Annotated in this window: 15 protein-coding genes; 9 read left to right on the top strand and 6 right to left on the bottom strand. The window is 53.5% G+C overall.

Features of this window, described 5'->3' with window-relative positions; all coding sequences use genetic code 11:
* Nucleotides 1–59 precede the first annotated feature (59 nt).
* Entirely contained in the window at nt 60–4712 is a 4653-nt protein-coding gene (locus tag DWY25_RS12505) for a diguanylate cyclase domain-containing protein (protein ID WP_117895502.1), read from the bottom strand.
* 349 nt (nt 4713–5061) lie between these two features.
* A complete protein-coding gene (locus tag DWY25_RS12500) occupies nt 5062–5643 on the bottom strand; it encodes an ATP-dependent Clp protease proteolytic subunit (protein WP_006057391.1) in 582 nt (193 codons plus the stop codon).
* Between the two features lie 154 nt (nt 5644–5797).
* Between DWY25_RS12500 and gap the strand changes: the two genes are divergently transcribed.
* The 3 genes from gap (at nt 5798) to DWY25_RS12485 (ending at nt 9374) form a co-directional block, all read left to right on the top strand.
* Nucleotides 5798–6808, top strand: a complete 1011-nt coding sequence (gap, locus tag DWY25_RS12495) for a type I glyceraldehyde-3-phosphate dehydrogenase (RefSeq protein WP_006057390.1) — start codon at nt 5798–5800, stop codon at nt 6806–6808.
* A 213-nt stretch (nt 6809–7021) separates the two neighbouring features.
* Entirely contained in the window at nt 7022–9121 is a 2100-nt protein-coding gene (locus DWY25_RS12490; RefSeq protein ID WP_117895501.1) for a helix-turn-helix domain-containing protein, read from the top strand.
* On the top strand, nt 9108–9374 hold the full coding sequence (locus DWY25_RS12485) for a DUF4339 domain-containing protein (protein WP_117895500.1): 267 nt from the start codon (nt 9108–9110) through the stop codon (nt 9372–9374). Before DWY25_RS12490 ends, DWY25_RS12485 begins: the two co-directional genes overlap by 14 nt.
* 175 nt (nt 9375–9549) lie before the next feature.
* Here DWY25_RS12485 and DWY25_RS12480 read toward each other — a convergent pair whose 3' ends face one another.
* Together DWY25_RS12480 and DWY25_RS12475 are read right to left on the bottom strand one after the other, a co-directional pair.
* Nucleotides 9550–11361 carry an ABC transporter ATP-binding protein gene (locus DWY25_RS12480; RefSeq protein WP_117895499.1) on the bottom strand — a complete coding sequence of 604 codons (1812 nt, stop codon included), beginning with the start codon at nt 11359–11361 and terminating at the stop codon, nt 9550–9552.
* Nucleotides 11362–11364: 3 nt separating this feature from the next.
* Entirely contained in the window at nt 11365–13095 is a 1731-nt protein-coding gene (locus DWY25_RS12475) for an ABC transporter ATP-binding protein (protein WP_117895498.1), read from the bottom strand.
* 105 nt (nt 13096–13200) lie between these two features.
* Between DWY25_RS12475 and DWY25_RS12470 the strand changes: the two genes are divergently transcribed.
* From DWY25_RS12470 to DWY25_RS12445, 6 genes are all read left to right on the top strand, one after another.
* On the top strand, nt 13201–14016 hold the full coding sequence (locus DWY25_RS12470) for a MerR family transcriptional regulator (protein WP_117895497.1): 816 nt from the start codon (nt 13201–13203) through the stop codon (nt 14014–14016).
* A 202-nt stretch (nt 14017–14218) separates the two neighbouring features.
* Nucleotides 14219–15910 (top strand): ATP-binding protein, encoded by a 1692-nt coding sequence (locus DWY25_RS12465; protein ID WP_117895496.1) that lies wholly within the window; start codon nt 14219–14221, stop codon nt 15908–15910.
* Nucleotides 15907–19299, top strand: coding sequence for a leucine-rich repeat domain-containing protein (locus tag DWY25_RS12460; protein WP_117895495.1), 3393 nt, complete (start codon nt 15907–15909; stop codon nt 19297–19299). The genes DWY25_RS12465 and DWY25_RS12460 overlap by 4 nt, the downstream gene beginning before the upstream one ends.
* The gene (locus tag DWY25_RS12455) at nt 19296–20246 is read left to right on the top strand and encodes an AAA family ATPase (protein WP_117895494.1); all 951 of its coding nucleotides are present in this window, start codon (nt 19296–19298) and stop codon (nt 20244–20246) included. The genes DWY25_RS12460 and DWY25_RS12455 overlap by 4 nt, the downstream gene beginning before the upstream one ends.
* A complete protein-coding gene (locus DWY25_RS12450; protein ID WP_117895493.1) occupies nt 20243–21397 on the top strand; it encodes a DUF58 domain-containing protein in 1155 nt (384 codons plus the stop codon). The genes DWY25_RS12455 and DWY25_RS12450 overlap by 4 nt, the downstream gene beginning before the upstream one ends.
* Nucleotides 21398–21407: 10 nt before the next feature.
* Nucleotides 21408–23645, top strand: a complete 2238-nt coding sequence (locus DWY25_RS12445; protein WP_117895492.1) for a transglutaminase-like domain-containing protein — start codon at nt 21408–21410, stop codon at nt 23643–23645.
* 236 nt (nt 23646–23881) lie between these two features.
* Here DWY25_RS12445 and DWY25_RS12440 read toward each other — a convergent pair whose 3' ends face one another.
* Both DWY25_RS12440 and DWY25_RS12435 read right to left on the bottom strand, forming a co-directional pair.
* Entirely contained in the window at nt 23882–25030 is a 1149-nt protein-coding gene (locus DWY25_RS12440) for a MupG family TIM beta-alpha barrel fold protein (protein WP_117895491.1), read from the bottom strand.
* Nucleotides 25031–25143: 113 nt separating this feature from the next.
* A complete protein-coding gene (locus DWY25_RS12435) occupies nt 25144–26262 on the bottom strand; it encodes an aldo/keto reductase (protein ID WP_117895490.1) in 1119 nt (372 codons plus the stop codon).
* Between the last annotated feature and the right edge of the window lie 47 nt (nt 26263–26309).

The raw sequence follows: 26309 nt of genomic DNA, 5'->3' as shown, positions 1-26309 counted from the left end.
TTTCTGATTTTTATGGGCGTGAGGAAGCTTGTTTTTCCGCCCCTCTCTGGAAATTTAAGTTATTCCCCATTCTTATTGAACAACGTGCGGAAATCCCCTACCGGCATCGGCTTGCCGAACAAGTAGCCCTGGCCTAATCCACACTGCAACTGGCGGAGCATATCCCGCTGCGCTTCGGTTTCCACCCCTTCGGCGATGACGCTGACGCCCAGCTGACGGCACATGGAAATAATGCTTGCGACGATAATCTGATTCTGCGGGGAAGCGACCAGCTCCTGAATCAAACTGCGGTCCAGCTTTAACACATCAAAATCCGCGACGGTCAGCATGCTTAAATTGGTATATTTGGTCCCGAAATCATCCAGGGAAATCCGCAGATGCAGCCGTTTCAACGACTGAATGACCGTGCGCAGCGTTTCCTTTTCAATTTCGCCGACCGTTTCGGTGATTTCAATTTCGATCAGGGACGGATCGAAGTCGTAATGCGAAAGAATTTTTTCCACTTCCAGCGCCATATTTTCTTCCAGCAAGGTGAGCCGTGAAAAATTCAGAGACAGGACTACCGCATCCCGGCTCTGCTGCTGACGGCGCTGCTGCATCCGGCAAACTTCGTCAAGAACAAATAAGTCGATGATCCGGATCAAATGCTCATTTTCCAGGACGGGGACAAAGCGCGCCGGCGGAATAACGCCGAGCTGCGGATGCAGATAGCGGATCAAGGCCTCCCCGCCCAGAATCCGTCCGCTTTCCAAATCCGCTTTCGGCTGGATATAAACGGTAAACCGGTTTTCCTTGAGTGCCTCCATGACCTGCTGATAGGTTTCCGGCCGGTAATGCTTAGACAAATTGTAAGTCGTTTTATAATAATTCTGCTTGGCGATATACATTAACTGGTCGGCATGATTCATCAAGGCGTTGATGTCCGGTTCATCCCCGCTCCAGCTGCTGCCCATCGACACGCCGTTGACGATGATCGTAAACGCGTTTTTCAGCCGGGCCAGCCGCTGTTGAAATTCCGCGTAGGAAATCTCTTCGTAAACGGCGATGAATTCATCGCCGCCTAAGCGGAATAACTGATCCGGCCGGGCATGCAGATTCAGAATACGCGCGAGTTCGATCAAGACCTGATCGCCATAGTGATGACCATACAATTCGTTAAGCTGCTTCAATCCGTTGACATCGCACACCAGCACGCCGGCCTGCGAGAGCGGATGTTTCTGCCATTTCTGGAGCTGTTCGACATACCGGTTGCGGTTGCCCAGCCCGGTCAGCGGGTCATGATAACTCATAAACCGCAGCTGCTCCACCGCCTGATATTTGAGCAATTCACTGACTAAGAAAGCCGCCAGCGATTCGACAAAGCTTAAGTCCTGTCCCTGTGCCGACGAATTGACAATCGCGCAGCAGCCGATGATCTTTTCCTGGGAAAGCAGCGGCACTACGAGCAGCGACCGCACGCCCAGCCGCAGAAAGGCCCGCACCAGTTCGGCATTCTGACTTTTTAACAGGTCGATGTCCATTAAAACATACGCGTCATGCTTATGAAAATAGGCATAACCCGGCTCCAGCAGAACTTCCGCCAGGCCGTTCCAGGCTTCTTTGAAGGAGGTCTGCTGAACGGACGCCCATTCATAAACGGAGTCGTTTTCCTCCAAAAAACTAAGCAGAACCCGGTCTGCCGCATAGTAGCGGCCGATCCCTTCCAGACTCTCATCAATTGCCTGACTGACAGAATCAGCGTCTACGATCTGGCGTACATTACGAAGCAGGGCGTTGCCGCGCTCCAGCTGTATCGACAGTTCCTTGCTTAGATGATTATGTTCCGCGATATCCATCGCAAATTCCATCCGCGCGGTCCGGCCCTGCCACTGGATCAGCTTATCCTTAACGATGAAATCACGGTTCATCAGCTCGTTGGTATGCTCCCAGACATAATATTCGTTGAATTTCAATTTATCGTTTGTGCAGAACGGACATGGCGTATCGCGCCCTTGCAGCACCTTATAACACTTTTTACCGATATAGTCGTCGATGATGTTGAGATCTTCTTTGATCGTTCGGTTGATGAATAATAATTCGTAGGTTTTCGGATCGCTGACATAGATGACGTCATTCAATTCCTCAAGCAGCTGGGAGGTCAGATGTTCCTCCATTTCCGGCGCCGCGATGACCGGCATTTCCGTTCGCAGCTCGTCAATTTCAGTACTGTTGACCGTCCAGCTTTCCTGCTTCATCGACGGCAGGTAAAACTGGACCTGATTCTTACCCTGACGTTTGGATTGATAGAGCGCAATATCCGCATTTTGATAAAGTTGATAGAAATAAGTTCCATCCTTGGCGAAAAAGGAAACACCGATGCTGCAGGAAACACCGTCAGCGAACAACGTCGTCAGCTTCTGACACAGCTGTTCCGCTTTGTCGCGGACAATCTGTTCCGTCTTGCAATTCTTCATTAAAATTGCGAATTCATCGCCGCCGATCCGGCCCAGAACATCGTTTTCGCGGAAAACCTCGCGGATTTGCCGGGCAATCCGGGACAGGACCTGATCGCCGTAAAGATGGCCGAAGGTATCGTTAATTTTTTTAAATTCATCAATATCCAGAACTAATAATGCATGCAGCGCCTGCGGATCGTTTTCCAGAACCGACTGGATCTGGGCTTCAGTGGAGCCTTTGTTTAACAGACCGGTCAGCGAATCCCGCTGGGATTGATATTGCAGAATCAGCTCATGTTTCTTTTCCTTATCGATATCGCGGATGAAAAATAATACTTTCAGATGCTGCGTCGCCGGATCCTGAATGATATGCGCGGTCGTTTCCACCCACACCATCTGACGTTTCTGCGATAAACGCCGGTATTGCAGAGGAATCTCCCGGCGTTCCTGATTGTATGCCGTTTTCAAGGCTTCCCGGCTGAACGTCTGAAGGAATGCCCGGCGGTCGTCAGGATGGATCTGTTGGCGGGCAACGTTTCGCTGAAATTGATCGTAAGGTGTCCGCGTTGCTTCGTCGATCAGAAAGCTCCAGTCACCGCTGATTTTTTCCACAAGATTGTCGCACAGATTGATTTCAATCATCAGGCAAGCCCCGGCTGCGATAGCCTTGCGGTACTGCTGTTCCTTGGCATAGGCCAGCTCCGCGTCTTTCTGCAGCGTGATATCTTCAATGATGCCGACAGCCTGCCGGGCGCAGCCGAATTCATCAGCCAGCGTGATCAGCGTTAACTGCGACCAGTGAACGATCCCGTCATGATTGCGGTTTTTAATAATGCAGCTGACGCGTTCTTCTCCCTGGCGCAGCCGGTGAATCATGGTGAGAAACGATTCGCCGAAGGGGGAAAGAATCAGCCCGTGATCGATAAAATATTCCGGGTTGACAGCCTCGGCCGGGAAGTCATAACGAGCGCAGGCTTGCGGTGTTCCAAGAATTTGATTGGTTTTAAAATAATAGTCGAACAGGACGCAGCCGACCTGATCAAGCGCTTTTGTCATGCGCTGCTCGTTCATCGCGATGTCCAACTCCCGCTGTTTGCCCTCAGTGATATCCAGTACGACACAGTTAAGGGTCTGAACGCTGCCGGTCAGCGCGAAGGACGCGAAAACCAGCAGGTACAGAAGTCCGGAATCTGTCTGAATCCGCAGCTGATATTGTAAACCGGGGAATCCGGCGGTAAAGGCCTCTTTGATCTGTTTTAGCACGGAAGCCTGGTCGTCAGGGTGGATCATCCGGCCCAGCTCGTTTTGATAACGCTGCCGGATTTCCTCGTCTGTGGTGTGCAGCAGCTGATAAAACCGGCGGTTGCCATAAAGCAGCGTCTGCGCGTCATCGAGCTGGATCAGGCAGATCCCGCCGGGCAGATTGTCCGTCAGCATCGTCATTTCTTCGCTGCGCCTGCGCAGCTGGTCCAATTGGGCTTCAAGTTCCGCCTGGCTTTCTTTCACGTTTTGGATATCGGCGAAATAAAGCAGAACCGCGACGCGGCCCTGAACAGTCAGAAAGCGGAAGCCCTGGCATTGCCGCCACAGGGGTGTCCGATCCTTGCGCACAAACCGCAGCTGAATCTGGAATTCGTTGCCCAGCTGAAACGCGGCCTGACATTGAGCCTTAATAGTTCCGACGTCGTTGGGCATCAAGATCAGATCCAGCTGATTGCGGCAGTGCCCATAGAATTCTTCATAGGTAAAGCCAAGCTGGGCGAGCAGGGAAGAACTGATATAAAACAGCGGCATGTTGGTTTCCAGGTAGACCCCGGCCATTTCCGCCATCATCTCCGGTTCCGCCAAAGTGAACGGCCGCGGATGCGCGGTAAAAAGCTGCGGGACGAAGGCCAGCGAGACAGGAAGATTAAGATCCAGCCGGACATAGACAGGCTGGGATTGTTGTTCTTCTACCGTTGCCCGCAGCTGGATGCAGGCGGACTTTCGTTCGGGATAGTCCAGCTCAAATGCAGCGAACAGGGCGTATAAATGCGGTTGTTCGCGCAGCACTTCCAGACTGATCCAGCGGATCTGCTTCGGCGGAAGCGTCTGCTTATAATACCGGCTTAACGATAAAAGCAGATCGTCGCGTCCGGCCATCATATCCGGGTAAAGCCCGCTGCAGATCAGCGCTTCGCTTAACGCTTCCTTCAACGCCGTCAAATCCCGGCGGATAAAGACAGCTTGCGCTAATTGTTCAAAAGCAGCGCGTAATTTGACTGTGTTTTTTTCCATGATCTATCTGCCCCATTTTCGATGTAACCCCATGCTTTACTATAACTTAATAATATAAGGATAGCATAACCCCAGGGTAAAAACCAGCGTGGGGTAAGCGGCCCGTCTATTTTCGGCGGCTGTTGATCAGAAAGCGGAGGATTGTCTGACTAGGCGGCGGAAGGCGCTGGAGTCCGGCACGGGGCAGCTTATCTTATCGTAATGGATAAACCGTGTGCGGGATTGGGAAGAAGCGATAGAAAAGGAAGGAGGGAAATCGAAAAAACCGTCCCAGAGGGGAACGGGAAGAAACCGGCTTTTTTGACGGAACAAAATCAACAAGGCGATCAGTCCGATTTGAACGGATTGTTTATTTCTGCTTATGCACCAAGTCGTCGATCAAACCATAATTTTTAGCTTCCTCAGCGCTGAAATACCGGTCGCGGTCGCTGTCTTCGGAAATTTCCCGCAGGCTGCGGCCGGTGTCGTTCGCCAACAGTGTGTTTAAGCGCTGGCGGATCTGCAGGATATGCTCGGCGGCGATTTTGACGTCGGCCGCCTGCCCCTGAACTCCGCCTAAGGGCTGGTGAATCATGATTTCGCTGTTAGGCAGCGCATAGCGCTTGCCGCGGGTACCCCCGGCTAACAGGACGGCGGCCATGCTGGCGGCCATTCCCATGCAGATCGTCGATACGTCACAGCGGATCAGCTGCATCGTATCGTAAATGGCCAGCCCGGCGCTGACGCTGCCGCCGGGAGAATTGATATACAGCTGGATGTCCTGGGAAGAACGCGACGCCAGATATAACAGCTGCGCGCACAGATTGCCGGACACCGTATCGTCAATTTGCGAGGTCAATAAAATGATCCGTTCCTTTAACAAACAGGAGATCAGATCGTAAGCCCGGTCGCTGCGGGCGGACTGCTCGATAATCGTAGGAATTAAGGTCATGGAGAAGACTCCTTTCCTTTTACAGTATGCCAGAATTCAGCCGATCAATACCCAGATGAAAAAAATATGTAAAACAGTCAAGTGAAGTCATTCACAATTGACATTTTATGCCTTAAACACTATAATTAAGTCGTGTCATAAGGAGGTCTATAAAATGACAGTAAAAGTTGCGATTAATGGTTTTGGACGCATCGGACGTCTTGCTTTCCGCCAGATGTTTGTTGCCGACGGTTATGAAGTTGTAGCCATCAACGATCTGACAAGCCCGAGAATGTTAGCTCATCTGTTGAAATATGATTCAGCTCAGGGCCCTTTCACAGGACATACAGTTGAAGCGAAGGAATCTTCGATCGTTGTCGACGGACACGAAATCGAAATCTATGCGAAGGCTGATGCGAAAGAACTGCCTTGGGGAGAACTGGGCGTTGACGTCGTTCTGGAATGCACAGGCTTCTATACATCGAAGGCAAAGGCTTCCGCTCATATCGAAGCTGGCGCTAAGAAAGTCGTTATTTCCGCACCTGCTGGAAACGATCTGCCAACGGTTGTCTTCGGCGTTAACGAAGGCGTTCTGACAAAGGAAGATACAGTAATTTCCGCAGCTTCCTGCACCACGAACTGCTTAGCTCCAATGGCGAACACATTGAACAAATACGCTCCGATCGTCAGCGGTATCATGACGACGGTTCATGCTTACACAGGCGACCAGATGACTCTGGACGGCCCTCAGCGTAAAGGCGATCTGCGTCGTGCTCGCGCGGCTGCGATCAACATCGTTCCAAACAGCACCGGCGCTGCTAAAGCAATCGGTCTGGTTATCCCGGAACTGAACGGCAAGCTGATCGGCTCCGCTCAGCGTGTACCGGTTCCGACAGGCTCCACAACGCTGCTTGTTGCAGTAGTTAAGGGCAAAGACGTAACCAAGGAAGGCATCAACGCAGCGATGAAAGCAGCTTCTAACCCTTCTTTCGGATATACTGAAGAAGAACTGGTTTCCAGCGATATCATCGGTATCACTTATGGTTCTCTGTTTGATGCAACACAGACCATGGTTACAAAGATTGACGACGAAACATATCAGGTTCAGGTTGTTTCTTGGTACGATAACGAGAACAGCTACACAAGCCAGATGGTTCGTACAATTAAATACTTCGCTGAACTGTAAGAGCAGAAGTCAAAACCAAGAGAAAAAGCAGCGGATGATTCGCTGCTTTTTTTGCGCTTCCCGCTGAGAAAATGATCAGAAACGACAGGAAATCCCGGATAAAATCGGACTTTGCGGCGCTCAACAGTTGACAATCGGAGTGAAAACAGGGATGATATTAATGGATTTTTATGACCCTTTTTGTAGCAAGGATGGAGAAAGGAGTGCTGAACGATGAATAAGCTGCCTGAAAAATTAACACAGCTAAGAAAATATAACGGGTTTTCACAACAGACCGTGGCCGAGAAAGCACAGGTTTCAGTTCTGGATTATATGGCATGGGAAAATGGGAGAGCGATTCCGGATGTGGATCATTTGATCCTGTTGGCGGATTGTTTCAATATCAGTCTGGACGAAATGATCCGCAACGAGGTGCCGGTGCTGCCGGAGAAGGATCTGCATGAAACGCTGGATATTCCGTTTATGAAGAAACCGGAGGAGGAAATTCCTGCGCCGGGGATCGCGGCGGAGCCAACGATGACGCAGAGTGAACCAGCCAATCTGGGACAGACGCGCGTCATCCCGGCGGTGAAGGATTTGGAAAAGACAAAACCATTGACCACCGTGAAGGAGTCTCCAACTTCTTCACAGAGCAACGGTACAGCCCGGCCGAAATCCAGCCCGGTACCAGTCAAAAAGAAGAATCAGCAGACGAAGCTGATCGGCGCGGCTGTAGGAATCGGCTTGGTTGTCCTGCTTCTCATTCTGTTGCTCAGCGGTTTAGGCGGAGGGAAGAAGGATGAAGTCACCACGATCATGACCGCAGAAAATCGGCTTGCGGCCGGCGATGAGTTCACGTTAGTTCTGAATACCGACGGAACGGTGAAAGGCCAGGGAAGCAACGATGAAGGTCAGCTTGATGTCGGCAGCTGGGCGAATATCACCTCTATTAAGGCTGGAGCACGGCACAGCGTCGGCCTGAAGAAAAACGGCACGGTCGTCGCGGCCGGCAGCTCCCGGATGAACCAAACCGACGTTGAGGGATGGAGCGGGATTACCGCGATTGCCGCGGGCGAGAATCATACGCTGGGATTAAAGAAAGATGGAACTGTCGTCTGCACGGGCGACAACGGTGCTAAACAATGCGAGGTTTCCGAATGGAAGGATGTTGCGAAAATTGCGGCGGGCGCGGACATCAGTGTCGGTATTACTCAGGAAGGCAAAGTTCTGATCGCTGGCAGCAGCGCCGACGTGTCTTCCCTCAGCAGCGTGCAGAACGTTGTGATCAGCGGCGATACGCTTTTGATCCTCACGCAGTCCGGAAGTCTTGACTGCATTTCGGGCAAGCGTGGAGTCTGTCCGGCAAAGAAGCCGTCGAACATCACGATGGCAGCCGCTTCCTCAGACCATGTTTTGTTCCTTAACCGCGACGGCACCGTGAGCGCGGAAGGCGATAAGGAATACGGACGGCTGGAAGTCGGAGAATGGAAAGACGTGATTGCGGTGGCCGCGGGTGAGAAGCATTCCGTTGGACTGTTAAAAAATGGTACTTTGGTGGCCGCCGGTGATAACAGCCGCGGTCAAAGCGAAATGAGCGGAAACAGCGAAGAAGAAAAACAGCTGGACACGGTGAAAAATATCAAAATCAGTCAGGATGGCGATCAGATCAAAATCAGTTGGGATAAGGTAGAAGACGCGGATTATTATGAAGTGTCCGCGGCGCTGAAAAAGGAATACTCCGCCAAGATCGACGGCACCTCCGTTTCCTTAAACGGTAATTTGTTCGAGGATGGCAAGCAGGTAACCTTCAGCATCGTCGCGTATTCCCGTCAGGATAACCTGAAGCCGTCGGAAGCTTCGACGCAGGTCTTTAATTATTTTGCGCCGACAGCGACGCCGTCGCAGACCCTGGCTTCCGTGGCCAACGTCAAGATCAGTCAGGATGCCAACAATGTCCGGATTAGCTGGGACGCGGTGGAGCATGCCGACTATTATGAAGTCAGCGTGACCAATCTGAATGGCTATCATGAAAAGGTCAGCGGCACTTCCGTTACTCTGCCGAACAGTTCTTTCGAGGATGGCAAGCAGGTGACGATCACGATCATTGCCGGTTCCAACAGTACGTTGTATGAGAATTCAGTTGAATCGATCACGAATTACAATTATATCGCGCCGACACCAACGCCGACCCCGACGCCGGTGCCAACGCCGGAGATCACCCCGGAACCTACGCCGGTTCCAACTCCGTCAGAAATACCGGAGCCTTCTTCAACCCCGGCAGGAGAGGGCGAAGGCGGCGACGAAGAAAGCGAGGGCAGCCATGGAAACGAATAATCGCTGGTATGTGCGCAGAAAAGATGGAAAAAAGGACGGCAGTTTCTCGGATGCGGAGCTGGCCGCTTTGATCAGCAAGGGCATCGTGGAACCTGAGGATGAAATCTGGACGGTGAAGATGGCGGATTGGATGGTTTTAAAAGATTCCATTTACAGCTTCTATCTGCCGCATGAAGAAACGCCGTTCATTCTGGAAGACACGGAAGAAGAACTCAAAGTAGAAGCAGAGACTCTCCGCGATTCCGAACGGTAAGGTTCTTGGAAAATCAGAAGGCACACAAATATAAGAAAAGGCCAGATCCTCTTCAATCAGGGGAACTGGCTTTTTTCTGTTTTTCAGCCTTAATTTATCATCTAAAGGGAAATTATGGTTAAGTCTTCTTATAGAATGCACTGCTTTTTCAGGTGAGACAGCTTGTACTTCTGAGTTACCCTTCCGCGTATTGACTGTTAACCAGCGCCGTATAGAAACCGTTTAACGCCATCAGTTCCCGGTGATTTCCCCGCTCCACGATATCGCCGTCGCGTACGACCAGGATCTGATCGGCGTTTTGGATGGTGGACAGCCGGTGCGCAATGACAAAGCTCGTCTTATCCTGCATCAAGCGGGCCATCGCTTTTTGAATTTCCATTTCAGTGCGGGTATCGACACTGGACGTCGCTTCATCCAGAATCAAGATCGCGGGATTCGTCAACATGGCCCGGGCAATCGTAAGCAGCTGCATCTGACCTTGTGAAATTCCGGGATTTTCCCCTGAAAGCACGGTGTCATAGCCCTGCGGCAGCGTGCGGATGAAGTGGTCGCAGCAGGCAGCCTTAGCGGCCGCTTCGATTTCCTGCCGGCTGGCGTCGCGTTTTCCATAGGCGATATTCTCCGCGATCGTGCCGGCAAACAGCCAGGTGTCCTGCAGCACCATGCCGATCCGCCGGCGCAGGGCCTGCCGTCCCATCGTTGTGATGGACTGACCGTCGATCGCAATCGTGCCGCCGTTCAGTTCGTAGAACCGCATCAGAAGATTGACTAGCGTTGTCTTGCCGCCGCCGGTCGGCCCGACGATCGCGACCTGTTGGTTTGGCCGGACCTCCAGATTGAGATCGTGGATCAAGGTCGATCCGGGACGATAGCCGAAGCGGACATGCTTAAATTGAACATGACCGGCGGTAATTGCTTCCGCACCTTTTCCGGCATCCGGAATTTCCTCGGGTTCATCAAGCAGGGCGAATACTCGTTCCGCTCCGGCAATCGCGGCTTGAAGCGAAGTGATGACGTACGCGGTTTCTGTGACCGGCTCGGCAATCTGATTGACATACTGCACAAACGCCTGCACCGTGCCCAGCGTGATGACGCCGTTGAACGCCAGCCCTCCGCCGATGACCGCGGTCGCGATAAAGCCCAGCTGACCCAGCGCCCGAATCGCTGGATAAATGACGAAATCAGCGAACTGCGCGTTGCGCTGAGCGCGGAACTGACGCTCGATTTGAACTTCTGTTTCCGCTGTCAGGACTGCCTGCAGGTTGAAGATTTTGACGACGCGGTTGCCGGCGTACAGCTCTTCCAGTTTTCCGGTCAAAGCGCCCATGGACGCCAGATTTTCACCATACGCCCGCTGCGCCAGTTTAGAAACATACCCGGTCGCCGCCATGCTGACCGCCAGTGAAACCAAGACGACGCCAAACAGAAGGAGATTCAGTTTGATCATGACGAGGACCGCGAACAGAATGGTGAACAGGGACGCGATCAGCTGAGGCAGGCCTTCCTGCATGATCGCCGATACCTTTTCCAGATCGTTGGTAACCCGGCTCATAATTTCGCCGGTTTTGTGCGCGTCATAGTACCGCAGCGGCAGCCGATTGAGCTTGGCGCTGATGTCCTGGCGGAAGGACAAGGTCAGCTGTTCGCCGACGCTGGCGATCAGAAATTGCTGAAGATAGGAGAACAGACTGCTGGTGAGAGCGGCCGCGGCGATCATCAGAACCGGGATCTTTAAGGCCGAAACGGCGGCGGTCCAAAATTCACCGGCGGGAACGCCGGTTTGAATGAGCTGCGCCAGCGCGTCAATGCCGCGGCCGACGGCCAGTGGTAAAAGCGCGTAAGCGGCGCAGCTGAACAACGTTGATATCAGGATGACGGCCAGCTTTCGTTTCTGCCGGCCTAAGCGATGAAGCAGACGGCGGAGCGTCGCCAGAGTGTTTTGCGGAAGGTCTTCATTCCGCAGCGTGTCCTGTGGATTATTTGTCATTGTTTAAGCCTCCTTTCGCTGACTTTGGCTGGCCGCGATTTCGCGGTAGGCCGGACAGCTCTGCATTAACTGCTCGTGCGTTCCGCAGCCGGCCAGCCGGCCCTGATCGAGGACCAGAATTTGATCGGCGTCGCGGATTGTGCTGATGCGCTGGGCGATGATTAATTTCGCCGGCCGGGTTAACTGCGCGCGCAAAGCCTGCCGCAAAGCAGCGTCGGTCCGACCATCCAGCGCGGAAAAACTGTCGTCAAAAATAAAGATATCCGCTTCTTTCACTAAAGCCCGGGCGATGGCCAGCCGCTGCCTTTGACCACCGGAGAAGTTGGTTCCGCCCTGAGCGACCGGTGCGTTTAAGCCTTGCGGCAGCTGGCGGACGAAATCCTCGGCTTGAGCGATTCTCAACGCCTTCCATAACTGATCTTCCGACGCGTCCTTTTGTCCCATGCGAAGATTCTCGGCGAGGGTGCCGCTGAACAAAAACGCTTTCTGCGGTACGCAGCTGATGTGATCGCGCAGCGCTTGCTGAGGATACTCGGGCAACGCCGTTCCGTGCAGCCGGATCTGACCGGTCTGGAGATCGTGCAGCCGTAAAATCAGATCGGCGAGGGTGCTTTTCCCCGATCCGGTGCTGCCGATAACCGCGGTGGTCTGACCGGAAGACAGGGAGAACGACAAATCGCTGATCACCGGTTCTTCCGCGCCTTCATAAGCGAAAGTAACATGATCGAAGACGAGAACCGGTTCCGTCTTTGCGGGGGCGGCTGCCGTAACCAGTCCGCCGTCGTTGACTGCCGGCCGCAGCTCGAGCAGTTCGTTCAGCCGGCTCAGACAGGAACTGGCTTTGGGAAGGGTCGTCATGACCGAAGCGGCCATGATCAGATAAGCCATGGTCATCATGGAATATTCTGACACGGCGCTGATCTGTCCGAGGGCCATTGCCTGACTGAGCACCAATCCGCCGCCGACGCCCAGAATCAACGCCATTAGCGCGCCCATCATCAGCCAGACGATCGGATTGACGATGGCAAAGAGCCGATTCAGCCGGATCATCGTGTCTGCGTAATCGCGATAAGCGCTCCCCGCCCGCTGTTCTTCATAATCCTCATTGCCGAAAGCCCGGATTACCCGCACCCCGGTTACTGCTTCACGGACGACCTGATTAATTCGGTCCAGGCGAACCTGCACGGTGCGGGAGAGCGCTTCCGAACGCTTGAGGACAAAGGCCGCAAGGCCTAAAAGCAGTCCCATAAAGAGAAATTGAATCAGGGCCATGGCGGCATGAGCGCGTACCGTCATGATAATGGAAACGATCACAATCAGCGGCGCGGGAACGATCATCTGAAAGACCATCCCAATCGTCCGCTCTAAATTGGCGATATCTGAGGTCGTGCGGGTGATCATCGACGAGATGCCGATCTGGTCAAATTGCTGAATCGCCAGCGCCTGACTTTTCTGGACCACCTTGAGCCGTATTTCCCGGCCGAACGCCGCGCTGAGATCGCTGGTTGCCCAGCTGCCCCAAGCCGCCGCGGCGGTGGCCAGGCCGGTCACCGTGAGCATTTTCACACCGGTATTCCAGATCACGGAGATGTTGCCCGCAAGAATACCCTGATCGACCAGCTCGGCTAACAGCGCCGGAATCAACAAAGTTCCGACGACCTGACCCAAAAGCAGCAGCACAGTTAAAAGGACTTTGCCTTTGTGCTGAAATAAATATTGTTTTAAATAAATCATGGAAACCTCCTTGGATAAGTGCTTGTAACGGATCCGACAAGGGGTATAATAGACCTTGGAGTGACTCCAATGTCAAGCCTGATGAAGAACTTTTCAGGAGGTTTTATGGGACAAAAAAAGAATTTATCCATTTTGGAATATTCCCGGCTGACCGGAATCAAACGGGATAACCTGCGTTTCTATGATCGGATCGGCTTGTTAAAGCCTGAAATCCGCGGTGAAAACGGCTATCGCTACTATACTCGCCGGCAGCTGAGCTCAGCCTATCTGATCAGCGGTCTGCGCCTGCTGGGCGTCGGTTTGGAAGATATCCGGCACTATTCGGCGGAACGCACGCCGGAAAAAATGCTGGGTTTGTTTGCTGAACAGGAAGCGAAAATTCAGGCGGAGATCAAAAAGCTGCAGGAAACCAGCGAGATCTTAAAGCTGTATGCCGATATGGCCCGGGAAGGGCTGCGTCATACCGAGGGGGAATTGACGCTGGAACAACGCGAGGCGGAACCGATTTTCCTCTGCCCGCTCCCTCCAGCTTCTTTCAGCGAAGATGAGGCGGAAATTTATGCCTATGAATCCGCGGGGGAACAAGGCGTGAATCTGGGCTATCCGATGGGTGTAAAAATTACGATGAAAGATCTGATCTGTCCGGGTGAAAGTCCGGTCTATCAATATTATCTGAAAGCGAAGACGACGCCCAACACGGTAAAACCAGCTGGATTGTATGCCGTGGCCTATGGACGAAGCAATCTGTTGGAAGCTATGGATGTCTTCGAGCGGCTGATTCAGTTTATCGACGATCAAGGACTGGTGATCGCCGGTGATGCCTACGGCGAATTTCTATTGGATGATCTGGCGGTGCAGGAGCCGGCGCAGCTGTTTGGAAGGATTGAAATTCAGGTTCGCCAGGCTGATCCGCTGGAGTGAGTTTTCCCGCCGGTCAGTCCGGTGCAGAAATGGAGAACGAATTTTCATTGCGGAATGGGTTTCGAAAGCTTCTTAGAAGATAAGAAATGTTCAAGATCGGTTGAGTTTCGGAGGATTCTGTCCTGCTTCTATACTTTTGTAAGGAATAATGCTAAAATAAAAGCGATGACATTTTTGCTTGCCGAAAGAGGGTAAGACTACGATGGGGACGCTGTTGACGAAGCTCGGTCCGGTCTTGATGCTGGGTTTGTTTTTTCTCGCGGAATTGCTGGCCGCGCTTTTTCTATTCTCCTTCTGGCAGCATTTGAAAGCCGTTCAGAAGAAAAACAAAAGGGAGTCGTCAGCCGAAAACCAGGGTGATGAGCTTCTTTTAAAAAAGACAAAGGCCGCGCTTTTGACACTGCGGTTAAGCGATGCCATGCCGCTGGCGATGTCCCGCAGTTTCAGTACGCTGACCGGCCTGTCGTTTTCCCAGCTGCAGGGGGATATCCGGAAGCTGATGGAGCTGGCTGATCCCGCGGAAAGCCGGGCATTTTATAAACGGTATAAGGAGTGGGATGGAAAAACATGGCTTTGTCAGGAATTCAGGGCGGCGGCCACCGGCCGTTGGCTGCGGTTAACGGTAGAACGCAGCGCCGATCAGAAGTCCGATTTATTCCTGTTCGAAGACTGGACGGAAAATGAGCAGCGTCTGCGGGCGTTGGAGGCACAGCTGGAAGAAGCACAAAAAGCCAGTCAGTCTAAAACCACATTCCTGTCCAAGATGAGCCATGAAATCCGGACGCCGATGAACGGAATCGTCGGGATGCTGACGCTGGCGCATCACGCGCTTGACGAAAACGCGCCGGCGATCGTTTATTTGCACAAAGCTGAGGAATTGGTGCAGTACATGCTTTCACTGATCAACGATATTCTCGATATGTCCAGAATTGAAGCCGGACGGATCGAGTTGGAAGAAAAAGTCTTTGATATTGACGACTTAGCGGAGAAAATGCGCAGTCTGTTCCAGAAAAACATAGAAAGCAAGGGTGTGCGGTTTATCGTGGAGCAGCTTGATTTTGACGTCCATAATTTAATCGGCGACGAGCTGCGGATTTCCCAGGTCGTGATTAATTTTATCTCCAATGCCATGAAATTTACGGAACAGGGCGAGATCCGCGTGACATTTCGTCAGATGCAGCGCAACCACGGACGGCTGGATCTTTTGATTCGTGTTCATGATACGGGAATTGGCATGGAACCGGAATTTATCAGCCGGATGTTTCATCCATTTGAACAGGAAAGCACGGAAGTAACGAAAAAATATGGCGGAACGGGTCTGGGCATGGCCATCACGGACCAGCTCGTGCAGCTGATGGGCGGCGAGATCGTTGTGGACACGGCGCCAGGTCAGGGGACAGATTTTACAGTGCTGCTGAATCTGCCGGTGGCCGCGGATCAGACGGTGAAACCGAAACACGCGGCAGCCTCTTCAACGTCCGCGGAATCCGCCTCGCTGCAGGGCCGGCATTTCCTGATGGCTGAGGATAATGAAATCAACGCGGAAATTGCCGAGAGTATGCTTGAAATGGCCGGCGCGACATTGGATATCGCCCATGACGGCGCTCAGGCGGTCGCGATGTTTGACGGACAGGCTCCGCAGACCTACGACGCAATATTAATGGATATCCAGATGCCGGTGATGGACGGCCGGACCGCCGCCCGCAAAATCCGGGCTCTGCCCCGGGAGGATGCCCGTCAGATTCTGATTTACGCGCTTTCCGCCGACGCTTTCGTCGAGGATCAGCGGGCTTCAATGGAAGCGGGAATGAACGGTCATTTTTCTAAACCGATCAACTTTGAGGAAATGCAGAAAACACTGGCGGAAGCGCTGAAAATGAGGGATTCTCTATGAAAGACAAGAAGCAGGCGATTTCACGCATGAGCCTGGCTGCCGTTGGAATCCTCGCTCTGATTGCGGCGGGGATGACGTTGTGGAAGCTTTATCAGTCCGGCAATTTATTTGATCCGTCCCGGATGACGCTGAACGATCAATTTCAGGAGAATCCGATTCTCTTTTCCGATCAGGATCCGCTGGACACGCAGGCGGGCGGTGAAAATGAAAATGATCTTTTAAAGCAAGACCCCGCGGCTGAGGATCGTCAGAAACCGAAACAAAATCCCGGAATTGAAGACAGGCTGCAGGAAACCGGCGCGGATGACGCGCATCAGCTGGTAATCGGCGGGGAGGGCCAGGGCGCGCAGATCATCATCGATCCGGACAGCGGCAATGTGATTGTACGGCCGGACGGCGATCCTCAGAACGGAACGGAGCCGAGTGAAAAACCAGATGTCGATCCGATTGTGGATCCGGATCCGGTCCCTGAACTGCCGCCGGATATCTTCGAATTCTGGGGTACTCTGCCGTTTCCTGAGGAGGGGCTGCCGGCAGGAAGTGATCAGAAACTGGAAATCAGCATCTATGAAGGCGATCTCAGTTTGATTTATTACGGCGCTGTGTTAAACGACTGGAAGCTGTTATGCGCTGCCAATTTCTACATCCGGGAAGGCGGCGAAATCTACCGGATTGAAGGTTACGGCGAAAACTTTGAGATCGGCGAATATCCGCCGGTTGCTTTGGAGGATTTTTCCGTTGAATTTCGGATCCGGAGAAATCCACAAAGTCCGTGGCAGACAATCACGGTTGACTACACGATTCAGCCTTATAAAATTTTTGTCCAGAACTGGCAGACCGGCGACTATCTGGCTTCGTACAGTCCGGGGGCGCAGATCAATCTGATTTACTATTATCATTCCATGATGGAACAGGAAGGACCGCTGGACAACTTGTTTTTAGGCTGGTCGCGGGATGGAAAAACCGCGGTGAATCCGCAATATGTTCCGGATCAGCCGGGACGGCAGGTCCTGCTTCCGCTGCCGTTGGTCAAACTGGATAAAAATCTGGAAGTCTATTGGAAACAAGATCCGGATGAGGATTCGTTCGCATTTCTGGAGTCCGTACAGACGCTGACCGGATGGGCGTTGCCATCACCGTCGCTTGTTGTTCCGGAGGGCGTTCAGTGGGTCGATCTTTCCGCTTCACCCGATACGGTTTTCCTGCCCCAGTCGGTGTATAAGGTCAGCGATCAGAAGCTGACGCCGGCTTTGAGCTGGTCGGTTGATCCTGAGAATCCAGCGTTAAGTTCAGAGGCGGGCTACCTTTATAATAAAGAAAAGACGGAGCTGCTTCAGATTCCGCTGTCGATAAAGGAAGTCAGGGTTGGGGAACAGGTGGAAAAAGTAAATCTGTCCGCAGGCAATCAGATTCAGCGGCTCGTTTTGACTTCCGATCAGCCGCCGGAGATGGATCTTAGCCAGCTTCACCAGGCGCAGATCGTTGTGCCTTCCGGCGCTGAGTGGCATTATCTTTCCCGTTGGGGGCGCAAACTTGACGATAACCAGCTGGTCCGCGAAGATGGACTGGCTATCCGCTACCGGATTGATGGCGAAGCGCTGCTTTCAGAAGACGGCACGCAGCTGTTGGGGATGCTGGAAAGCGCGGAGGGGATCGTCCGGATTCCTGAAAACGTTGTTGAAATCCTTCCGGGTGCTTTGGAAAATCTGGAACATGTGGGTTTACTGCTTTTGCCTGCCAGTGTGAAACAATTGGATTCCGGCAGCATTCCTGCGAACATTCCGCAGATCGTGAGTCTGGGTCAGGCACCGGAGATTCAGTCGGACACCTTTGCGGATGCGACGGCCGTTCAGGTCTGGGTCAGCGCCGCGCAGGCGGAAAGTTACCGCAGCCGCTGGGCCTCTTTGCTTCAGGAACAGCCGGAGCTGCTGCAGACTGCGGAAGAACTGACGCTGAAGAGTGAACCAGACTATGAAATTCTGACGGTGGGTCAGGAACAGATTTTATTAAGCATGACGAATTGTCCGGCATTCTTACAGGCTGGCGACTGGCCGCAGGCGGTGACCGTGATCGGCAGCCGGGCCTTCTTGGGAAATCCCGCGCTGATGGTGGTGGAAATTCCGGAAAGCGTGCATACTCTCGGCCGGCATGCCTTTGCCGAATGTCCTCAGCTGGAAGGCCTGGTCAGCCTGAATACCCAAAAGATAATCGTGCAGGATCAGGCGCTGGAAGGCGCGCCGAAGCTGCATTTTGCGGCGTTCAATGCCAAAAATGCGGAATTCTCTGACGGATACCGGCCGTCAACCGCAGGGTTCGCGCCGGAGGATACCTATTCCCAATATGAATATCCATGGAGTTTCAGCTTTGTAAATCAGCGCTATTCACTGGAGCGGATAACGGATGCGGCTTTGTTATACGGCCGCGGATCGGCTCAGGATCCTGATTTGCTGGCGGCGCTGCAGGCGACATGGAATGTGACGGGAGAAATCGAACTGCTTCCGCATACGCAGGGGATCGATGAAGCTGCGTTTAAAAATTGCATTGAACCGTTTACGCTGACCAATATGGGGGATCTGGTTTGGATCATGGATAACGCGTTTGAAAATTCAGGAATTTCCGGAACGTTAACGCTGCCGGAGAGTTTGGAATATATCGGAATTCAGGCTTTCGCTGATTGCCGGAATTTAGAAGCCGTCTGGTTTCCGGGGTCGGCTTTGACTCAGATCGAGTCTTTCGCCTTTGCCGGCTGTACCTCACTGGCTTCCGTTGAGTTTGCTCAGAACAGCGTAATGGACATGATCAGCGAAGCCGCGTTTGCCAATACCGCATTGAAAACCATTGAACTGCCGGCCAGCCTGACGGCGCTGGGCACGGAGGTTTTCTTTGAATGCCGTGAGCTGAAAGAAGTTGTTTTCCATAGTCCGCAGCCGCCGATGCTGGTCGTACCGAGTTATGCGATGCCGTTTTATTTCGGCGATTCGCTGCCGGATGATTTTCGTGTGATCCTCGCAGATCCTGCCTTAACGCAAGTCTATGTCGATCAATGGAAAACGCAGCTGATGGGTTACGGCAGTTTGGACGAAATGACGGAAGAACAACAGGACGAAGGGGAACAACGGGCATGGCAGCTGTTCGGCGGTCAATCCGTCAGTCCGGCTTCGGCTCCGACCCTGCCGGTTCCGTTGGAAGCTTCTTCGAATGAAGCGGAAGACATGCAGAAACCGGAAATCACGCCTTCGCCAACGGATCCGGCTTCCCCGCCGCCAACAACCACACCAGCTTCAGCTCCAGAGGAGGAAGAACCAGCCGCTCCGGCAGACACGCCGCCGGCTGAAACAGCGCAGCCGTCATCCGGCGAAATGCCGCAGACACAGGAGGGACAGTCATGATTATTGAACAATCAGAACAAATTATCCGCGAGGTATCCAAAGCCTTTACCGGCAAGGATGAAATTATCCGCAAGGTGCTGATGACGATCTATGCCGGCGGGCATATCCTGCTGGAAGACTGCCCGGGCGTGGGGAAAACCACGCTGGCTCTGGCTTTTTCCAAAGCGCTGGGACTGGATTATCAGCGGGTTCAGTTTACGCCGGACACGCTGCCCTCCGATATCACGGGTTTCAGCATGTTGAACCGCCAGACCAATCAATTCGAATACCGCGAAGGCGCAGCGGCGTGCAATTTGCTGCTTGCGGATGAAATCAACCGGACTTCTCCCAAGACTCAGTCCGCACTGTTGGAAGCCATGGAAGAGCACCGCGTCACCGTCGATGGGCTGACGCATCGCCTGCCGGATCCGTTTATCTGCATTGCGACGCAGAATCCGCTGGGAACGACGGGGACGCAGCCGCTGCCGGAATCCCAGATGGACCGATTTATGGTCCGGCTGTCGATCGGTTATCCGACCACGGAAGATCAGGTGCGGATTTTAAAAGCCCGGCGTTATGTGAATCCGTTGGATGAAATCACAGAAATCGCGTCGCGTGAGAATATCCGCGAGGTACAGAATTATCTTACCTCTGTCCGGATTCATGACGATGTGCTGCACTATTTGATTCGTTTGTGCGAACGGACGCGGGAACTTCCGGCAGTCGAGCTGGGTGTCAGTCCGCGCGGTGTTTTAGCGCTGACGCAGATGACGAAAGCCCACGCCGTTTTAAAGGAACGAAATTATGTGCTGCCACAGGATGTCCGTGCGGTGTTCAATGATGTTTGCGCGCATCGTTTGATTTTACGGCCGCAGGCCCGGGTTGAAGGGATTGTGCCGCAGACTCTGCTCGAAGCCGTGCTGGATGAAATCGCGCCGCCACAGAAATCCGGAGGCCTGGGGGCATGAAAAAATGCCGGCAGGGCTATCTTGTTTTCTTAACCTCCTGTCTGCTTGCCACCTGTTTTTTCAGCAGTAAACTCACGTTTTGGGTTTTGCTTGCCGGACTGTGCCTGCCGCTGGTTTTGGAAATTCTCCTGTTTTTGGACGTCCGGCGGATGCGCGCGGAAGTCAGTTTGGACAGCAGTGTGCCCAGAGGCACGCCGGCAGCCTATCGGCTGACTCTGAATCCTGCGCTGACGTTGGCGGCCGGACATTTGCATATCCGGCTGGAGGTTGACAATCATCTGACCGGACAAAGAGGGGAACAAACGGCAGTTTTTGCGCTGAACCGGGAAACGGACTTGGCGATAGAACTGATACCGGAGGGCTGCGGGGAATATACGATCCGCTGCCAGCGGCTGGAAGTCAGCGATCTGTTCGGCCTTTGCGTCCGGTCTTTGCCGCCGCTGCCCGAGCAGCACTTAACCGCATTTCCGCGGCCGATCCCGGTCGAGTTAAAGATCAGAAAGATGCCGCACGGGATTCAGGAAGGCGAAACAGCCTATGAAAACCGCAAAGGCAACGATCCCAGCGAGGTTTTCGATCTGCGTGATTATCAGCCGCAGGACGATATCCGTCAGATCCACTGGAAGCTTTCAAGCAAGCTCGATACCATGGTGGTCAAGGAAGCCAGCGATACGAGCCATTACGATACAATTTTAATGCTGGACGCCGGATGGAATAACCAGCCGGCAGCGGTACTTTCCGCGGCAGTGGAGCTGGCGTTAGCGCTCAGTCAGAAACTGATCGAACAAGGCATCGGCCATCAGGCAGTGTTCGCGGCAGAGACCCAGCTGGCGGAACAGGCCGTGCGGTCAGCGGCGGAGGAACCGCAGCTGGCGGCCTTCTGGATCCGTTTGCGGCTGCCTGCCAGTCCGGGCAACGGTCTGCGGTTGTTTGCGGGCCGCTGGGATCAGAAGCAATATAATAAAATGATTTATGTGACCGCCGGAGATTTCCCGCCGATGCTGAACCTGCTGGATCCGCAGCTTGACGTGACGGCGATCACAGTTAAAGCGGATCAACAGACGATTCACATGGCGGAAAAAGGCCGCTGTCAACAGATTGAGCTGCCGCTGTCCGCGTTGGATAATACTGCGGTGCAGCTGTTGATTTAGGAGAAAAAGCATGACGAAAAATCGGCGTCAGAAGAAAAATGAACAACAAACCTGTTCAGCGATGGAAATCATCGCGGGTTTTCTTCTGCTTGCCGGATTTGCCGCGCAGCTGGCCGCGCTCTGTGCAAGACCCGGCAGCGAACTTGCCGGTCCCTGGCTGGGCGGCGCAGCGCTGCTTCTGCTTCAGGCAGGATTGTTGAAAATCAACCGGCCGCGGTTACGCAAATGTTTGCCGCTGATCTGGCTGGGATTGATGCTGTGTCTGCTGCCATGGTTGTTCTCTGGGGCACTGGCCTGTGCAAACGGATTGATTCAGGCTTGGAATCTTGCGGAGGAAGACGCCCGCCGCCTGCTGGCGAATCCAACGTTGACCCGCTTATCCTATTCCGTCTTTTTTACGGCAGTTCTGACAGGCCTTGCGATTCTGATCTGGACCGGGCGCAAGCGTCCAGGGTGGATCGGCCTGGGAATTTTGATTTTCGTATTGCCCGGACTGCGGGTGCGCTGGATGTCTGCGTGGGCGTTGATCCTTCTGCTTGCCGGACTGGCGGCCCTCTGGCTTGACTGGGTGGGCGCGGCCTCAAAGGGAAAACGCTGGCTGTGGCTGGGAATGATCGGTCTTCTGCTTCTGCCGCTGAGCGGGAGCGATCCGGAGCTGGCGGAAATGACGCAGCTGCGCAAGACGCTGGCAGGGCGTCTGGATACGCTGCGGTATGGCGGGGACTCCCTGCCCCAGGGTAATCTTTGGGAAGCCGCGCAGTTATTAACCGGGGACGCGCCGGCGCTGACCGTCACGACGCAGCAGCTGAAAACCTTTTATCTGCGCGGTTATACCGGAAGCCGGTATGAAGCGGGCCGCTGGCTGCCTTTGCAGAAGGCCGCCTATGCGGGAAAGCAGGAAGGCATGCTGGAATGGCTGGAAGCTGAGAATTTCCCTGTAGCCGCACAAGCTGCTGCCGCGCTGACACAGAGCCCGGAACCGGCGCTTGAAGCAAACCGGATGCGCGTAGAAAATCATGGCGCAAACCGCAAATATCCCTATCTGCCTTATTCTGCGGAAGCAGAGAGCATTGCTGGCCCGGTCCGGCGTTGGCAGGATGCCGGCTATCGCGCCAGCGCTTTGCGCGGCGTTCAGCATGTTGAATTTGAAGAATGGTCAAGCGATCAGCCGGGCGAGCTGCTTCATGCCCCGGAATGGATCAAAGCGCCGCAAACCGAAACGCAGACTCGTTACGTTCAGGCCGAAGCGATATACCGCAGCTTTGTTTATCAGTGCTATCTGGATGTGGATCCGGAAACAGAATTACTGATTCAAAAACTATTTCTAAAAGAGCCGATGACCTCTCCGGGAATTTATGAGGCTGTGACGCGGATCCGGGATGTTCTCGAAAAACACGTTCACTATACTTCAACGCCGCCTCAAGCGCCGTCTTCTGCGGATCCGATTCGTTGGTTTTTAAGCGAGAGCCGGACAGGCAACGCGGTGCAGTATGCCTCCGCGGCGGTCATGGCTTTCCGCGTCATGGGGATCCCCGCCCGCTACGCGGAAGGATACCGGCTGACAAAGGAACAGATCGGCCCGGATGGAACCGCTGAGCTGACGGAGAAGGACAGCCACGCGTGGTGCGAAGTCTATCTGGATGGTTTGGGCTGGATTCCCGTCGACGTGACCCCCGGCTGTTATTACGATACGTTTGCACTGCTGCAGCTGGCGGAACAACCGCAGGAGATTAAGACCACGGCCGCCTTGGAGGATTCAGACGATCTGGGCGAGCTGCAGGACAACCCGCCGCCGGTGCCGGCGGAACCGGAAGTGTCGGCGGCAGTATCAATTCACGGAATTCTGGAAGCGCTTCTGGCTCTGGCTGATCTTGGCTTAATCGCACTGGCTGCCCTTGAAATCCGGCGGCAGCTGCGGATGAGATCCTGGCGGCGGCGCTGGAAAACGGAGTCTGCGCGGGATAAAGTGCTGCAAGCGCTGATGATCAGGCTGATGAAAGCGCTGGCGGTAGATTATCAGCCAGGCTGGAAAGCAGAAGCTACAGCCCAAGCTGTAAATCAGAAACTCCCGGGCATCGCTCCGGCCGATATGCTGCGGGTACAGGCGCTGATTGAGAAACAGATCTATGCGGAATTGCCGCTGCAGCCTTATGAACAACGAGTCTTGATCGATGAGATCGAACAAATATTCGCAAACCGGAAGTCGTTGAAATGGAAGGAACGGCTGCGGCTGCGCTATTGCCTGTAATGAAAAGAGATAAACCGCAGTTGGTAAAGGGATAAGCAACCTTTGTCTGACTGCGGTTTTTAGATGGCGGCGAGGATCAAGCAAGAACGCAAACCTCGCAACACACATAAAAAGCAGCCCAAGATGATCAGCGCTGCTTTTTATTTAGATTTGAGGCTTTCCCAATGAGGAAAACGATTTTATCTGGAAGGACGGCGGTTGTGCTGCTGAGTCACAGAGCGTCATTCCCCGGGAAATCATTCCGATTGCGTCTGTTCCTGACCTACCGTGGCATTCTGAATCTTTTCAGCTTCAACCAAACGGAAGGCAACCTTGCCATAGCGGATCAGGGAAATCAGATTTTCAGCCAACATATCGACCTGACCGATGACCGTGGCATATTCTACCCCCGGCATACTTTTCAAAGCAATCTGCAATTCCCCTTCATATTTACCGGATAATTCATTGTCGAGCGTAATGCAAAGCTTATCGCGGTCCAGTCCCGGCTGAGCTGCCACCGGGCCTAATCCGCGGGTCTGCGTCGCCCGTAAAATGAATTCCGGCTGATCGCTGCGGGATTTCAGCACCGCGTTCAAAAGCTTCTGACGCAGCGCGTCGTCCAACCGGGAATTAAAGTAGACCGGAACGGAAACGCAATGCTGATGAACAATTTCCTGAACCTGTTCCATTTCGGTACGGGAAGGATTGCCGTCGCCAAAGAAGATGTAATCGAACATCCCTGTCGCCGTCAGTTCCCCGGCGCTTAAATAAGCCGGCTTGTAACGGTGGTTTTCCACAGTGCATAATCCATGACCATACGGAAACAACAGATTGTCGGCATCCAGCGAATTGATGAACACGCCGGTGCGGATGCCGCAGGCTTTAAACAGCTTCGCGTTTTTAAACGTATCGGTAAACGACATGCCGGTATCCGGGTGCGGGAAGAAGTTATGCACAGCGATGTAATTTTCAAGATTGCCGTGGCGCTGGATCGCCTTGATCCGGTTGATCGGCTCCGCCTGCATCGACGCGTTGTCTTCGATCAAAACGCCGTCTTCGTTGCAAGTCATCTGCGCGACCAGCTCGTGATCTTCCTCGAAGCCGAAATCCAGCCGGATGATCCGGATGCCCAGATGGATAAACGGCGATAAATCTTGAGGTTCAGCGCGGACCTGATCCAGGATCCGGCGGTTGATATCAACGTGCAGCGTCAGCCCCAGTTTCCGGCATTCGCTGATCAGCCATTGAAACGGAGGTTTTAGCTGCGTGGGACCGTCCCAGGCCTGAGGAGATTGAATCGTCGTATAGACCTGGCTGTAACCGAGCGTGACCGCCAGGTTTAATTGTTGTTTCATCACCGCTTCTGACTGCAGATGCGGGTAGAGAGAGATCCCTAAAAGACTCATGGTATTTTCCTCTTTCTTGTTTTTCCTTTTTCATTATAACGCACTCCGGGTAAAAGAAAAAGGCGGACTTGATCCGGGATAGAATCCGGAACGACTCCGCCTTAACGCTGAGCTTATTTTTCAAATTCCCGGACGACTTTTTCCATTTCCGCCGGGATGTCGATATGCTGCGGACATTTCGTTTTGCAGGCGCCGCATTTTTGACAATGGGATGCTTTCGCGGCGACGTCCATCGCGTCGTAGCCTTCCTTCTGGGCGGCCTGGACATTGTAGACGTGAGCGGTGTTTAACAGCCGGAAGTTTTTCGGAATATCCAGACCGAACGGACACGGCATGCAATAGCGGCAGCCGGTGCACGGCACCTGAATCCGGGCCTGGAACAGCTGGCGGGCCTGTTCAATGGTCGCTTGTTCTTCCGCATTCAGCGGCTCAATTTCGCTGAATGTTTTGACGTTGTCGATGACCTGCTCCATCGTACTCATGCCGGAAAGCACGGTCTGGACGTTATCGTGGCCGCCGACCCAGCGCAGCGCCCAGGAAGCGTCGCTCCAATCCGGATGAACGCGCCGGAATTCCGCCTGGATCTCATCCGGAACGTTCGCTAACATGCCGCCCTTGACCGGCTCCATGATCGTCATCGGAATATTCCGGGATTTTGCCAGCTCATAGCCGCGGATCCCGGCCTGAATCTCAGTGTCCATATAATTGAATTGAATCTGGCAGAAGTCCCAGTCATAAGCGTTGAGGATTTCTTCAAAGACCTCGTAATCGTCGTGGAACGAGAAGCCGATCCGGCGGACCTTGCCGCTGTCCAGCACCGATTTCAGATGCGGAAGCAGGTTCATTTCCTTGATATGCTCCCACCGTTCGCGGCTTAAGGCGTGCAGCAGGTAAAAGTCGACGTAAGAGGTCTGCAGCTTGGTCAGCTGTTCCTCCAGGATCCGGTCGAAATCGGCGATGTCCTTGCACATCCAGGTTGGGGATTTGGTGACCAGGTAGAAGCTGTCGCGGGGCTTGGTGGCGACCCACTGACCGACGACTTCTTCGCTTTCATAGTTGTGATACGGATAGGCGGTATCAATATAGTTTACGCCGTGCTCGTAGGCGTAATCGAGCATTTTCATCGTTTCCGGACGGTTGATTTTACCATCTTCGTTAACGGGGAAACGCATACAGCCGAAGCCCAACAAGGAAGTCCGTGCCGGGATTTTCCCTTTTTCTCTGGTTTTCATAACAATCCTCTTTCTATGATTCACAACGGTGTCCGCTGTTCAATCCA

The organism is Holdemania filiformis (assembly GCF_003459085.1).
Taxonomy (GTDB): domain Bacteria; phylum Bacillota_I; class Bacilli_A; order Erysipelotrichales; family Erysipelotrichaceae; genus Holdemania; species Holdemania filiformis.
This window is presented reverse-complemented; position numbering and strand designations above follow the sequence as displayed.

Coding starts and splice junctions, on each gene's coding strand:
- DWY25_RS12460 (WP_117895495.1), top strand. CDS start 15,907: ATGAAAGACAAGAAGCAGGCGATTTCACGCATGAGCCTGGCTGCCGTT.
- gap (WP_006057390.1), top strand. CDS start 5,798: ATGACAGTAAAAGTTGCGATTAATGGTTTTGGACGCATCGGACGTCTT.
- DWY25_RS12470 (WP_117895497.1), top strand. CDS start 13,201: ATGGGACAAAAAAAGAATTTATCCATTTTGGAATATTCCCGGCTGACC.
- DWY25_RS12475 (WP_117895498.1), bottom strand. CDS start 13,095: ATGATTTATTTAAAACAATATTTATTTCAGCACAAAGGCAAAGTCCTT.
- DWY25_RS12440 (WP_117895491.1), bottom strand. CDS start 25,030: ATGAGTCTTTTAGGGATCTCTCTCTACCCGCATCTGCAGTCAGAAGCG.
- DWY25_RS12490 (WP_117895501.1), top strand. CDS start 7,022: ATGAATAAGCTGCCTGAAAAATTAACACAGCTAAGAAAATATAACGGG.
- DWY25_RS12450 (WP_117895493.1), top strand. CDS start 20,243: ATGAAAAAATGCCGGCAGGGCTATCTTGTTTTCTTAACCTCCTGTCTG.
- DWY25_RS12465 (WP_117895496.1), top strand. CDS start 14,219: ATGGGGACGCTGTTGACGAAGCTCGGTCCGGTCTTGATGCTGGGTTTG.
- DWY25_RS12500 (WP_006057391.1), bottom strand. CDS start 5,643: ATGACCTTAATTCCTACGATTATCGAGCAGTCCGCCCGCAGCGACCGG.
- DWY25_RS12455 (WP_117895494.1), top strand. CDS start 19,296: ATGATTATTGAACAATCAGAACAAATTATCCGCGAGGTATCCAAAGCC.
- DWY25_RS12480 (WP_117895499.1), bottom strand. CDS start 11,361: ATGACAAATAATCCACAGGACACGCTGCGGAATGAAGACCTTCCGCAA.
- DWY25_RS12485 (WP_117895500.1), top strand. CDS start 9,108: ATGGAAACGAATAATCGCTGGTATGTGCGCAGAAAAGATGGAAAAAAG.
- DWY25_RS12505 (WP_117895502.1), bottom strand. CDS start 4,712: ATGGAAAAAAACACAGTCAAATTACGCGCTGCTTTTGAACAATTAGCG.
- DWY25_RS12435 (WP_117895490.1), bottom strand. CDS start 26,262: ATGAAAACCAGAGAAAAAGGGAAAATCCCGGCACGGACTTCCTTGTTG.
- DWY25_RS12445 (WP_117895492.1), top strand. CDS start 21,408: ATGACGAAAAATCGGCGTCAGAAGAAAAATGAACAACAAACCTGTTCA.